The 12,308-nt window shown below is 70.6% G+C and carries 14 protein-coding genes; 5 read left to right on the forward strand and 9 right to left on the reverse strand.

Going from position 1 to position 12,308, the window contains the following annotated elements; all coding sequences use genetic code 11:
- Positions 1-102: 102 nt before the first annotated feature.
- The 3 genes from ABZU91_RS31850 to ABZU91_RS31860 all read left to right on the forward strand — a co-directional run bounded on the left by ABZU91_RS31850 (position 103) and on the right by ABZU91_RS31860 (position 2,394).
- Positions 103-723, forward strand: a complete 621-nt coding sequence (locus ABZU91_RS31850; RefSeq protein ID WP_355248735.1) for an L-threonylcarbamoyladenylate synthase — start codon at positions 103-105, stop codon at positions 721-723.
- A 385-nt stretch (positions 724-1,108) separates the two neighbouring features.
- A complete protein-coding gene (locus tag ABZU91_RS31855) occupies positions 1,109-1,450 on the forward strand; it encodes a PadR family transcriptional regulator (RefSeq protein ID WP_110564981.1) in 342 nt (113 codons plus the stop codon).
- The gene (locus tag ABZU91_RS31860) at positions 1,447-2,394 is read left to right on the forward strand and encodes a permease prefix domain 1-containing protein (protein ID WP_355248738.1); all 948 of its coding nucleotides are present in this window, start codon (positions 1,447-1,449) and stop codon (positions 2,392-2,394) included. The genes ABZU91_RS31855 and ABZU91_RS31860 overlap by 4 nt, the downstream gene beginning before the upstream one ends.
- 202 nt (positions 2,395-2,596) lie before the next feature.
- Here the strand turns inward: ABZU91_RS31860 and ABZU91_RS31865 are convergent, their stop codons facing one another.
- Positions 2,597-3,649 (reverse strand): peptidoglycan-binding protein, encoded by a 1,053-nt coding sequence (locus tag ABZU91_RS31865; RefSeq protein WP_355248741.1) that lies wholly within the window; start codon positions 3,647-3,649, stop codon positions 2,597-2,599.
- A gap of 251 nt (positions 3,650-3,900) precedes the next feature.
- On the opposite strand from ABZU91_RS31865, the gene ABZU91_RS31870 reads away from it, so the two are divergent.
- Entirely contained in the window at positions 3,901-4,917 is a 1,017-nt protein-coding gene (locus tag ABZU91_RS31870; RefSeq protein ID WP_355248744.1) for a helix-turn-helix domain-containing protein, read from the forward strand.
- 91 nt (positions 4,918-5,008) lie between these two features.
- Here ABZU91_RS31870 and ABZU91_RS31875 read toward each other — a convergent pair whose 3' ends face one another.
- Together ABZU91_RS31875 and ABZU91_RS31880 are read right to left on the reverse strand one after the other, a co-directional pair.
- A complete protein-coding gene (locus tag ABZU91_RS31875; RefSeq protein WP_355248747.1) occupies positions 5,009-5,212 on the reverse strand; it encodes a DUF397 domain-containing protein in 204 nt (67 codons plus the stop codon).
- Positions 5,205-6,071, reverse strand: coding sequence for a helix-turn-helix transcriptional regulator (locus ABZU91_RS31880; protein WP_355248750.1), 867 nt, complete (start codon positions 6,069-6,071; stop codon positions 5,205-5,207). Before ABZU91_RS31880 ends, ABZU91_RS31875 begins: the two co-directional genes overlap by 8 nt.
- A gap of 512 nt (positions 6,072-6,583) precedes the next feature.
- On the opposite strand from ABZU91_RS31880, the gene ABZU91_RS31885 reads away from it, so the two are divergent.
- Entirely contained in the window at positions 6,584-6,820 is a 237-nt protein-coding gene (locus tag ABZU91_RS31885; RefSeq protein ID WP_355248803.1) for a hypothetical protein, read from the forward strand.
- A 91-nt stretch (positions 6,821-6,911) separates the two neighbouring features.
- On the opposite strand, the gene ABZU91_RS31890 is transcribed toward ABZU91_RS31885, so the two are convergent.
- The 6 genes from ABZU91_RS31890 to ABZU91_RS31915 form a co-directional block, all read right to left on the reverse strand.
- Complete coding sequence (locus ABZU91_RS31890; protein WP_139587604.1) at positions 6,912-7,664, reverse strand: YebC/PmpR family DNA-binding transcriptional regulator; 753 nt, start codon at positions 7,662-7,664, stop codon at positions 6,912-6,914.
- 259 nt (positions 7,665-7,923) lie between these two features.
- On the reverse strand, positions 7,924-8,514 hold the full coding sequence (gene pdxT / locus ABZU91_RS31895) for a pyridoxal 5'-phosphate synthase glutaminase subunit PdxT (RefSeq protein ID WP_355248806.1): 591 nt from the start codon (positions 8,512-8,514) through the stop codon (positions 7,924-7,926).
- A gap of 2 nt (positions 8,515-8,516) precedes the next feature.
- Positions 8,517-9,434 (reverse strand): pyridoxal 5'-phosphate synthase lyase subunit PdxS, encoded by a 918-nt coding sequence (pdxS, locus tag ABZU91_RS31900; protein WP_355248753.1) that lies wholly within the window; start codon positions 9,432-9,434, stop codon positions 8,517-8,519.
- A 153-nt stretch (positions 9,435-9,587) separates the two neighbouring features.
- On the reverse strand, positions 9,588-10,091 hold the full coding sequence (locus ABZU91_RS31905) for a hypothetical protein (protein ID WP_355248756.1): 504 nt from the start codon (positions 10,089-10,091) through the stop codon (positions 9,588-9,590).
- Positions 10,092-10,173: 82 nt separating this feature from the next.
- Positions 10,174-11,334 carry a glycosyltransferase family 4 protein gene (locus tag ABZU91_RS31910; protein WP_355248759.1) on the reverse strand — a complete coding sequence of 387 codons (1,161 nt, stop codon included), beginning with the start codon at positions 11,332-11,334 and terminating at the stop codon, positions 10,174-10,176.
- A 16-nt stretch (positions 11,335-11,350) separates the two neighbouring features.
- Positions 11,351-12,280: a phosphatidylinositol mannoside acyltransferase gene (locus ABZU91_RS31915; RefSeq protein ID WP_355248762.1), complete on the reverse strand. Its 930-nt coding sequence runs from the start codon at positions 12,278-12,280 to the stop codon at positions 11,351-11,353.
- Positions 12,281-12,308 lie beyond the last annotated feature (28 nt).

The raw sequence follows: 12,308 nt of genomic DNA on the forward strand, positions 1-12,308 counted from the left end.
CCCGCTACGCCAAACGAGCATCCCTTTACCGGGCCAGCCTTGTCCTCATCGCCGCCATCATCTGGCTTCCATGATCGACAGGACAGGCCCTAGTCTCACGTCATGGCGAGGTACTACGACGTACACCCGGAGAACCCGCAGCCCCGCGCGATCCGGCAGGTAGCCGACCTGGTCCGCGGCGGCGGCCTGGTCGCCTACCCGACGGACTCCTGCTACGCGCTCGGCATCCAGCTCGGCAACCAGGACGGGCTGGACCGGATCCGGCAGATCCGGCACCTCGACGACCGGCACCACTTCACCCTGGTCTGCCGGGACTTCGCGCAGCTCGGCCAGTTCGTCCAGATCAACAACGCGGTGTTCCGGCTGGTGAAGGCGTCCACCCCGGGCAGCTACACGTTCATCCTGCCGGCCACCCGCGAGGTGCCCCGCCGGATGCTGCACCCGCGCAAGCGCACCGTCGGTGTCCGCGTACCCCGGCACACGGTGACCCAGGCGCTGCTGGCCGAGCTGGGCGAGCCGCTGGTGTCCAGCACGCTACTCCTGCCCGGCGACGACGAGCCGATGACCCAGGGGTGGGAGATCAAGGAACGGCTCGACCACCAGGTCGACGCGGTGCTCGACGCCGGCGAGTGCGGCATGGAGCCGACGACGGTGATCGACCTGTCCGGGCCTGAGCCGGAGATCCTGCGCCGGGGCGCGGGAGACACGTCCCGCTTCGAGTAGGTAGCCGGAGCGGCGCCCCGCGCCCGCCCACCCGCCGCCCTGGCACGCCGAGCGCGGCCGGGGCTGAACCGTCGCATGCCGCGCGCGGGCGCGCCGTGCGCCGGGCGCGCCGTGCGCCGGGCGCGCCGTGCGCCGGGCGCGCCAGGGGCCAGGTATGCCCAACGCCCCCTTTGCTCTGCTTCAACGGAGGCGACACCTACGGACCCTTCGTGTTGCGTCGGTTGAAGCAGAGCAAAGGACGAGCGGAGGACCGCCGCCCGGCGTCGAGGCGCGCCCTCCCGGCTCAGCACTCCCAACTCAGCACTCCCAACGCCGCCACCCTCGCGACCGCACACATTAATGTTGCGATAGACAACAGTGTGTGGCACACAGTATGGTGTGACACATGGTTAGCGAGGATGTTCTACGGACGCACCTCCAGGAGTTGCGTCGAGGCACCGTCGTGGTGGCCAGCCTGGTCGCGCTGCGTCGACCGGACTACGGCTACGCACTGCTGCAACGGCTCACCGACCACGGCTTTCCGGTGGACGCCAACACGCTCTACCCGCTGCTGCGCCGCCTGGAAGACCAAGGCCTGCTGACCAGCGAGTGGAACACCGAGGAGAGCCGGCCGCGCAAGTTCTATCGGACCAGTGACGAGGGCGAGTCGATGCTGAGTCGACTCCTGGACGACCTCGCCGCCGTACAGACCTCCATCACCGGGCTGATCCAAGGAGTGGACCGATGAACACACTGACTGACCGCTACCTGGCCGCCACCCTGCGATCGGTACCCGCCCAGCGCCGCGACGAAATCGCCACCGAGCTACGCGCCTCGATCGAGGACATGATCGAGGACCGGGCCGGGGGCGGCGCGGACGCGGCAGCCGCCGAGCGGGAGGTGCTCACCGAACTGGGCAACCCCGATCGCCTGGCCGCCCGCTACGCCGACCGCCGGCTCCAGCTCCTCGGTCCCACCTACTACCTGGTCTGGCTGCGACTGCTGAAGCTGCTGCTCAGCTTCATCCCGGCGCTCGCCGGGACGGTCGTCGCGGTCGTCGCGGTCGTCGAGGGCAAGGGATTCGGCGCCATCGGCCCAGGCCTCGTCGTCGCCCTGCACGTGGCGGTGCACATCTGCTTCTGGCTCACCCTGACGTTCGTCCTCATCGAGCGGTCGCAGCCCACCATCGACCTGCCCGACTGGACCGTCGACGAGCTGCCCGACGTCCCCGCGCACCGCGACGTCTCACTCGTCGACACCATCGCGTCGGTCGTGATGCTGATGGTGTTCATCGCCTACCTACCGTTGCAGCACTACCAGTCGTGGGTGCGTACCACCGACGGCGACAACATCCCGATCCTCGACCCGGCCCTCTGGTCGTTCTGGCTGCCGGCGCTGATCGGCGTACTCGCCCTCGATGTGGTGTTCGAGATCGTCAAGTACCGGATCGGGCGCTGGACCTGGCGGCTGTTCGCGACGAAGGCGCTGCTCAACCTGGCGTTCACGGTGCCGGTGGTGTGGCTGGCGCTCTCCGACCGACTGCTCAACCCGGCCCTCGGCGAGCGGCTCGACTGGCTGGCGGTCGCGGACAATCGCGAGATCCTCGCGGCCATCATCGCGCTGAGCGCCGCCGTGGTGGCGGTGTGGGAACTGATCGACACCGCCCTGAAGACCCGCCGCCAGACGACCTGAGCGACACCCGCCCGTCGCGCTGATCTGCCCGTACGACACCAACCCGAACTCCTGTTCGGGAGCTGCGAACAGGGCGGGCGCTCCTACGGTGAGCCGATCCTCACGGCAACGAGCTGGTCGTTCGCCGCCTCCGGAACGGAAAGGCTCTCCATGACCCCACCGATCGACCCGCGGCGCCACAGCCCCACGCGACACGGGGGCGTCACGGTGCCGGCGGGCAGTCCCAGTGCCGGAAGTCGCCGGTACGCGACCAGACGTCGCGTGCCGCCCCGATGTTCCAACCCGGGTCCAGCGCGGTCCGGCGGTCGACGCCGAGGCGTGACAGCTCCATGTCGCTGAACTGGAACAGGCCCCAGCGCCGCGACCCGTCGCCGGTCACCTCCACCCGCAGCGGATCCAGTCCGGACAGACACCGGGCCAGCCGCACCGCCTCGGACGGGCCCTCCGGGAACCGTGCCCGGAGGTACTTGCTGACCCGGTCCTCCGTCCACGCGGCGGGCGACACCGAGTTGTCCTGGAGAGCGTCGAGCACCTGCCGATCCACCGTGCCGCTGACCTCCAGGGCGGCCAACGCCTGGAAGGCGATCACCCGGCTGGTCGTGTCGGGGCCGAACCACCCATCGACGGGCACGCGTAACCCGCTCGCCGCCAGCCGGTCCTGGAGATCCAGCACGCAGGGGCCGTACATGCCCTGGCGCAGGACGAGGGGACACGGGCCGCTCGATCCCGCGCCGCTGGACCCGGGGGTCAGGACGTCGCCGACGGGCAGCAGCGCGCCCACCGTCAGCGCTCCCACCAATGCCAGCGCTCCCAGTGACAGCCGGCGACGCGCCGACCGGGTCGCCGCTCGCGGTCGGTCGGTGGACCGGCGAGGACCGGCCGCCTCGACGGACACCGGAGCGGAGGCCGGCGGCGCGGGGTTCGTCGGCTCACCCGGCGCCGGTAGGCCGGTGGGGCGCGTCGGCTCGCTGAGGTGAGCCTCGATGTCGCGGCGGAGGTCGAGCCACCGTTCGACCTCGGACGCGGACGTGCCGCAGGCGGCGAGCAACGCCACGACGGTCCGCTCGCGGGGCAGGGTGTTGCGCCCCAGCATGGTGGCGAGGGTGCTCGGCGGCAGCCAGTGCCCGGCCGCCGAGGCCTGGCGGGAGATCTCCCGGTACGTCAGGCCGGAGCGTCGTCGCACGTCCCGGAGCGACGCCACGTACTCCCCCGCGGTGGCAGCCCGCGGCACCGGATCTCGGACAGCGTCAATCATCGGATCTCCCCCGTGTCGTTGATGTGGTCGCGTTCGGACCGGCTCCGGTTCGAACCCGACGGCCCGTACGGGCCAAGCGCCGCGGCCATCGACGAAAACGCTAGATAACCGGGTCGCCCCGAACAATGCCCTGCTCCGGGCGCTGCGGTGTCCGCGCAGCTCAGGGCCGCCTGTCCGGGTTTTGTCCGACCACCTCGGACAGACGCCGTGACGACTTGCTCCAAGGCGTGTGCGGTCAGCAGAATCAGGCGATGACCACGGGGGAGCTTCGACCGGGCGAGGCGGCCGACCCGGCCGAGTTCGTCGACCTGCTGCGCCACCTCAAGGACCGGTCCCGGCTGACGTTCCGGCAACTGGAACAGCACGCGGTCGCCGCTGGCGACGTGCTGGCCCGCAGCACCGCCGCCGACATCCTGCGCCGGTCCACATTGCCGCGACCCGAGGTGCTGGCGGCGTTCGTGCGTGCTTGCGGCGCGGGTGACCAGGTCGACGAGTGGTTGCGCGCGCGGGACAGGTTGGCGGCGGGCGCGTACGCCTCCGCTGATCCGACTGTGGAAACGTCGGTCGGAGCGAGCACGGGCGATGTGCTGACCGGCGGCCCGGACGAGGCACGACCGCGCTGGTTCGCCCGGCCCGTGCCGCTGGCGCTGCTCGTCGTGGCCACTCTGCTGGTCGGCGTCGGCGCCTTCTTCTGGTGGCCCGACGACAACGAGCGTCGGACGTCGGAGAAGCCCGCCGTCGGCCAGTCGCCGACGGGCAGCGCCCCGGCCGGCGGAACGACGTCCGGAGCCGGCCAGCGATCGCCGGCCAGTGGTCGGAGCCGGATCCATCTCGCCCGTGACCCGCAGCTCTGTATCAGCGAGGGGCGCGATCGCAGCGGTCGATACGAGAGCGAGGTGGCAGCCCAGCGCCCCTGCGCGGGCGCCACACCGCCGGAGACCTACCTGGTGCCGGTGACCGACGGCATGTACTTCGTCAGGTGGGAGCACCCGATCAACGGGGTCGGCTGCCTCACGGTGCGGCGCGAGGATCCCGGGCGGAACCTCATCGAGCCCCAGCACCAGTGCCGCACCGACTCCTGGGACCAACTGTTCCGCTTCGAGCCGACCGGTTCGACGTCGGACGCGTACCGGATGCGACCGGCGGGCAGTGACCTGTGCGTGGGCATCCGCGACGACGACACGGAGGTGCCGGCCGAGGCCGCAGCCGAGCCGTGCACGGGCCAACCCGACCAGGTGTTCCTGGTCGACGCCGTCCCGAAGGACTGACACGCCGACACCGGCGCTTGATCAACTCCGGTTCACCGACATCGGGGTGTCCCGCGCGCTGGACACCCCGATATCCACGAAGTCGAGTCGATCAGAGGCCGGCGTGCTCCACCGCCTTGGCGCGGCTGACGAACGCGGCCCAGGCCGCCGGGGCGAAGGTGAGCGCCGGCCCCTCGACGTCCTTGCTGTCCCGGACGGCCACGAGATGAGGAAGGTTGTCGGCGACCTCCACGCAGTTGCCGGAGTCGCTGCTCCTGGTGCTCTTGCGCCACATCGCCCCAGTCAGGTCAGTCATGGTGCCTCTCCTTGATTTCTCGCATGAGCCTGCAGGAATCATCGGCGCTCAACGCGCGGGCTGTGAGACCATTCCACACCTCGGCGTACTCTATGACTTCCTCGAGCCGATCGAGATACAACGCTCCCGACAATCCCTCCTTGTAGACCGTCGTCGGTTCGGCTGACCTGGCTCCGCTCGTCGGAAAGTCGAGCATCACGAAGCTGCCAGCAATTGCTGCTCGGCTCAGGCCTTCGCCAAGCGGCACGAGCCGGACAGACACGCTTGGCGATGCGCCCGCGGCGATCAGCCGCTCAATCTGCTCAGCCATGCCGCGCACACGCCTGTGCAGCACCGCCTCCTCGATGATCACATCTAGAGCAGGCGCGGCCGGTCGCTTGCGGGTCAGTAGGCGCTGCCGCTCGGTCCTGAGCCCCACAACCTTTGCGACCTCGTCGTCGGAGACGCCCTGGCGGGTTCGAATAACCTCGGCCGTATAAGTCGGTGTCTGCAACAGGCCGGGCACCAAGGCGTGTTCGTACGTCCGGATACGGCAGGCGGCCGACTCCAGTCCGACATAGAGCTCGAACCATCTCGGGATGATCTCGCCGTAAGCGTGGTACCAACCCTTGCTCTTGGACTCCCTGGCAAGGCTCACCAGGACCTCGGTCATCTCGTCGGAGGCGCCATAGAGCCGGCACATCTGCTCGACGTCCAGCGCTCGCATGGGGGTCTGCCCGGACTCGATGCGATACATCTTCGCCCGCGACCACTCAAGATCGGAGGCTGCGGCTTCGAGGCCTATCCCAGCCCGCTCCCTACTTTGCCGCAGCAGTCGTCCGAGCTCTCGCCTTGGAACAGTCGATCCCACCTCGGTCATCGGCGTCCGCCTCCTCGTCTCACACTGAGCCGTCATCTGACGCCTCGTGAGACGCCCCTCGCATCGTCATCGCAAAGATGCATCTCAGCATGAACGTCTCGTGTGGAGTGTTGCACACAGCTTCGACAGTCCTGAATTCTGCCTGGTAGATGCCCTACTTGCATTGATCTCGGGAGGCAGGCAATGTGCCGTTGGAAGTGGTTTCACCGACCGGACGAGCCCCTTGACGTCGTGGAGCGGACCCGGTTCCCGGATCGCACCGGGGCCCACCGGCTCACCACGCCGCCCACGTCGAGGACAGAGAATGGCACGTCGTCACCCCAGCGGGGTGGTCGCCATGATGGGTGAGCAGCCCCGACCCGAGCCGCCGTTTCTCGTGACGATGGCGACCTACGTGATCGACTTCCATCATCGCAACGTCTGCACCAGGTGCGGCCCGGATGGTTCGTGCCCCCGGCTGGTCGAGGCGAGTGATCATCTCAAGGCGTGGCGCGACCGGAAACCAGGCGGCCGTGCGGGCGGGTGACCTGCTTCAGGTCACCCGCGCGGCGAGTGTCCAGTTCAGCCGGCCGATCCTCTTCCGCGTCATCCGCGTTCTCGACTGGCCTACCTATGACGGGTGGGTCTGGCTCGACGGCTACGAGGTGGGGCCGCGACTGGACGCGATCGCCCGACGGTCGATCTTCGTACGGCCCGCCGGGCTGCGGCCGGTGACATCCGCCGGTCCGACGCGGTCGAGAGCACGCTGACACACGCCAGGCCGCCGATGTGGGGCCAACCGCTCGCGCGGACACCCCCACATCGGCGACCTGGTGTGGATCACGCCGGACGCGCCGGACCTCAGGCGTCGACCGCGGCCATCACGTCGTCGGAGACGTCGAAGTTCGCGTAGACGTTCTGCACGTCGTCGCAGTCCTCCAGGACGTCGATCAGCTTGAAGATCTTGCGGGCGCCCTCTTCGTCCAGCGGGACGTTCATGCTGGGGATCAGGGAGGACTCCGCCGACTCGTACTCGATGCCGGCGTCCTGCAACGCCGTCCGCACCGGGATCAGGTCGGTCGGCTCGGAGACCACCTCGAACGCCTCACCGAGGTCGTTGACCTCCTCGGCGCCGGCGTCGAGGACGGCCATCATCACGTCGTCCTCGCTGGTGCCCTCCTTGGGCACGATCACCACGCCCTTGCGGGAGAACATGTACGACACCGAGCCGGCGTCGGCGAGCGAGCCGCCGTTGCGGGTCAGCGCGGTGCGCACCTCGGTGGCCGCCCGGTTGCGGTTGTCGGTGAGGCACTCGATGAGCATGGCCACACCGTTCGGGCCGTACCCCTCGTACATGATCGTCTGCCAGTCGGCGCCGCCGGCTTCCAGGCCGGAGCCGCGCTTGACGGCGCGGTCGATGTTGTCGTTCGGCACCGAGCTCTTCTTCGCCTTCTGGATGGCGTCGAAGAGCGTCGGGTTGCCGGAGGGGTCGCCGCCGCCGGTGCGCGCGGCCACCTCGACGTTCTTGATCAGCTTGGCGAACATCTTGCCGCGCTTGGCGTCGATGACGGCCTTCTTGTGCTTGGTCGTCGCCCACTTTGAGTGGCCGGACATCTTCTACCTCCGTCTGTCATTGCACGCCTGCGTCGACTGCCGCACCGATTCCGCGCCGCATCCGGCGATCCGGCGGCCGGTCGGCCCCGCGGGAAGTGCCGCGCCGGGCGACGGCCCTGCCGAACCGCGGCAATCTTACCGAGGTCACACCCCGCCATGTCACACCCGGGACCGGCCCGGGGCGGCGGTGCGGCGTCGGGGCCCGCCCGAACCAACGGTCCGGGGGCCCGATCCATGCCCGCGCGTCGGCGTCGGCCGCTCAGGCGGTCCGCACCAACTCCACGAAGTACGCGTGCACGCGCAGGTCGCCCGTCAGCTCGGGGTGGAACGAGGTGGCCAGCAGATTGCCCTGCCGGACCGCCACGATCCGCTCGGCGGCCGGGCCACCGGTCACCTTCCCGATCACCTCGACGCCCGCGCCGACCCGCTCGACCCACGGCGCGCGGATGAACACGGCGTGGAACGGGTCGCCCGCCACGCCGGTGATCTCCACGGGCGCCTCGAACGAGTCGACCTGCCGGCCGAACGCGTTGCGCCGTACCGTCATGTCGATGCCGGCGAAACCGCGCTGGTCGGCGCGGCCGTCCAGCACCTCGGTGGCGAGCATGATCATGCCGGCACACGAGCCGTAGACCGGCATCCCGTCGGCGATCCGCTTGTCGATCGGCTCGCGCAGCGCGAAGATGTCGACGAGTTTGCTGATGGTGGTGGACTCGCCGCCGGGGATCACCAGGCCGTCGACCGCGTCCAGCTCGCCCGGGCGGCGGACCGGACGGGCGTCGGCGCCCGCCGCGGTCAGCGCCGCCACATGCTCGCGCACGTCACCCTGCAACGCGAGAACGCCGATCACGCTCACCAGCCGCGCTCGGCCAGGCGGTGCGGCTGGGGGATCTCGTCGACGTTGATGCCGACCATCGCCTCACCGAGACCGCGGGACACCTTCGCGAGGACGTCCGGGTCGTCGTGGAACGTGGTGGCCTTGACGATCGCGGCGGCCCGCTGCGCGGGGTTGCCCGCCTTGAAGATGCCGGAGCCGACGAAGACGCCCTCCGCGCCGAGCTGCATCATCATCGCCGCGTCGGCCGGGGTCGCGATCCCGCCGGCGGTGAACAGCACCACGGGCAGCTTGCCGCTCTCGGCGACCTCCTTGACCAGCTCGTACGGGGCCTGCAACTCCTTGGCCGCGACGTACAGCTCGTCGGCCGGCAGCGAGGAGAGCCGGCGGATCTCCTGGCGGATCCTGCGCATGTGGGTGGTGGCGTTCGAGACGTCACCGGTGCCCGCCTCGCCCTTGGAGCGGATCATGGCCGCGCCCTCGGTGATCCGGCGCAGCGCCTCGCCCAGGTTGGTCGCGCCACAGACGAAGGGCACGGTGAACGCCCACTTGTCGATGTGGTTGGCGTAGTCGGCAGGCGTCAGCACCTCGGACTCGTCGACGTAGTCCACGCCCAGCGACTCGAGGATCTGCGCCTCGACGAAGTGGCCGATGCGGGCCTTGGCCATCACCGGGATCGAGACCGCCTCGATGATCCCATCGATCATGTCGGGGTCGCTCATCCGGGACACCCCGCCCTGCGCGCGGATGTCGGCGGGCACCCGCTCCAGGGCCATCACCGCGACCGCGCCGGCGTCCTCGGCGATCTTGGCCTGCTCGGCGTTGACGACGTCCATGATCACGCCGCCCTTGAGCATCTCGGCCATGCCCCGCTTCACGCGGGCCGTGCCGACGACGGGGGCGGTACCGGTGCTCGGGGCGGTGGTGTCGGACACGGGTCAGCACTCCTTGGACCTGCGGTGGGAGGTGGCAGCGAAAATGCTACGCACCGCTCAACGCCGCGCCGACAGCCAATCAGAGGGCCGGTGGCCTGCACTGTGACCCCGCTCACCGGCCGTCGTCGGCGTCAGCTCCCCAGCAGAACCCGGTCAACCGGCCGGCACGTCCGCCGGCACGACGAGCGTCGGGTCGTCGATGTCGAAGTAGCGCGGCCACTGGCGACCCCGCCCCATCCGCAGCAACCGCACCAGCGGACGGCTGCGCGCCGACCGGGCGTCGCGTACCAGATCGGTGTGCACCTGCCGGGACAGCGCGAGCCGGCGGCTCGCCGCGATGACCGCCGTGCAGTCCGGGTCGGTCGGGTCCAACCGCACCGTGCGTAGCTGCCGGGTCAGGTCGTTCTCCGCCGCCTCCCGCTCGTCCGGCACGGCGTCGAGCGCGATCCGTGCCGCCGCGTACAGCTCGACGCCGAAGCGTCGCTCCGCCAGCACGGCGGCCGCCGCCGCACGGCGCAACAGGTGGGCGTCGAGGGCACGCGCCGCCAGCTCCGCGCGGCCCTGCAGCCGCTCGACCCGGCCGGCGGTCCAGATGAGGTACGCCGCAAGCACTCCCACGAGCACACTCGCGGCCACCACCCACCACATGTGCGGCATCGTAGTGCTGCTCCGTTTCTCCTCCATCGCGCGCGTCGACGCCGGTCACCGGCATCACAGGAGCACCATCGGCCACTCCGGGTCAGCCCAGCCCCACCCATTCCTGGTCGATGACCCGCCCGTCGGTCGCCTCGATCGCCGCTGCGTATACCTCCAGAACACGGCGGGCAACCATGGGCCAGTCGAAATTCGCGACCACCTGATCGCCGCAGGCGGTCAGCGTCGCCCGCGCCATCGGGTCGTCGAGCAGCACGGACAGGACGTGGCGCAGCCCCACCGCGTCGCCGGTCGGGAACAGCCGGCCAGCCCGCCCACCGTCGAGCACCCGGCGGAACGCGTCCAGGTCGCTCGCCACCACCGTGGTGCCGGCGGCCAGCGCCTCGGTGAGGATCATCCCGAACGACTCACCCCCGGTGTTCGGCGCCACGTAGAGGTGCACGCTGCGCAGCATCCGCGCCTTGTCCGCCTCGGAGACCAGACCGAGGAACGTCACCTGATCCCGAATCTCGGCCGGGAACTGGTCGTACAGGTCGTCCGGGTCACCCGGGCCGGCGACCAGCAGCCGCAGGCCGGGACGTGTCGCCGCCAGCGCCACGAAGGCGTCCCGCAGCACCGGGAAGCCCTTGCGCGCCTCCGTGAACCGGCCCAGGAAACCCACCGTGCCGCCGGTGCCGGGCCCGCACTCCCCCGGCCAGTCCGGCAGCGGCTCGGCGTCGGCGAACTTCGCCACCGCCACCCCGTTGGGGATCTCCACCGCGCCGCCGTCCATGTGCTCGACCTGCACCTTGCGGGCCAGCGCGCTCACCGCGATCCGGGCGGTGATCCGTTCCAGCACGATCTGCAGGACGCCCTGCGCCGCGGCCAGCACCCGCGAGCGGGTCATCGCCGTGTGGAAGGTGGCCACCACCGGCCCGCGCGCCGACAGAACCGCCAGCAGGGACAGGCTCAACGTCAGAGGCTCGTGCACGTGCAGCACGTCGAATTCACCGTTGGTGAGCCAGCGCCGGACCCGGGCCGTGGAGACCGGGCCGAACGCGATCCGGGCCACCGACCCGTTGTACGGCAGCGGCACCGCCCGACCGGCGGACACCACGTACGCCGGCAGGTCGGCGTCCTCGTCGGCCGGCGCGAGAACGCTGACCTCGTGCCCGAGGGTGATCAGCGTCTCCGCGAGGTCGACGACGTGGTTCTGCACGCCGCCGGGCACGTCGAAGGAGTACGGGCAGACGATACCGATCCGCATGCGTCAGCCACCCCCTTCAGGACCGACCCGAGGTCGGTGCGGACAGCTCCGCGCCTCCCGCGCCGCGCTGGTCCAGCCACATCCGCTGCAACATGTGCCAGTCTTGCGGATGCCGGGCGATACCCGCCGCCAGACCGTCGGCGATCAGCTGGGTCAGCGACCGGACGCGCTGGTCCAGGGGCCCCACCTCGGGCCCCGGCACCGGCAGCGGACCGCTGAGCGACGCGCACGCCGCGTCCGGTTCGTACCACATCGACGCCACGTACAGCGGCGCTCCCGTGTGCAGTGCGAGCAGTGCCGGCCCGGCGGGCATCCGGGTCTTCCCGCCGAAGAAGTCCACCTCCACCCCACGGGCGGAGAGGTCCCGGTCGGCCAGCAACGGCACCACCGCGCCGGCGCGTACACGGTCCAGCAGCACGTCGAAGGCGGGACGCGGTCCGCCGTGGGTGGGCAGGATCTCCATCCCCAGCTGAGCCCGGAAGGCCAGGAACCGCTTGTACACGCCCTCCGGCTTGAGCCGCTCCATGACGGTGCTGATCGGCCAACCGGTGGCCGCCACCCAGGCGCCCGCGGCGTCCCAGTTGCCGGCGTGCGGCAGCGCCACCACCGCGCCCCGTCCGGCGGCGACGTCGGCCGCCAGCAGCTCCGCGCCGTCGAGGCGGAACCCGGACAGGATCTGCGCCCGACTCAACGCCGGCAGGCGGAACGCCTCCATCCAGTACCGGGCGTACGACCGCAGGCCACGCCGCACGAGGTCGTCCAGTTCGGCATCGGGCATCTCCGGGCCGACCACCCGGCGCAGGTTGGCGCGCAGTCGGGCCGTACCCCCGCCGTCACGGCGGTGCGCGCGGTCCGCGCCCGCCTGGAACGCCGCCGCCACCAACGGCCGGGGCAGCGCGCGGACCAGCCGCCAGCCCGCGACGTAGCCCAGCTCGGTGAGGTTCACGTGGCCCGGCCGCCGGTCGTCGGGCGGT

It is taken from the genome of Micromonospora sp. NPDC005174, assembly GCF_040608495.1.
Lineage (GTDB): Bacteria > Actinomycetota > Actinomycetes > Mycobacteriales > Micromonosporaceae > Micromonospora.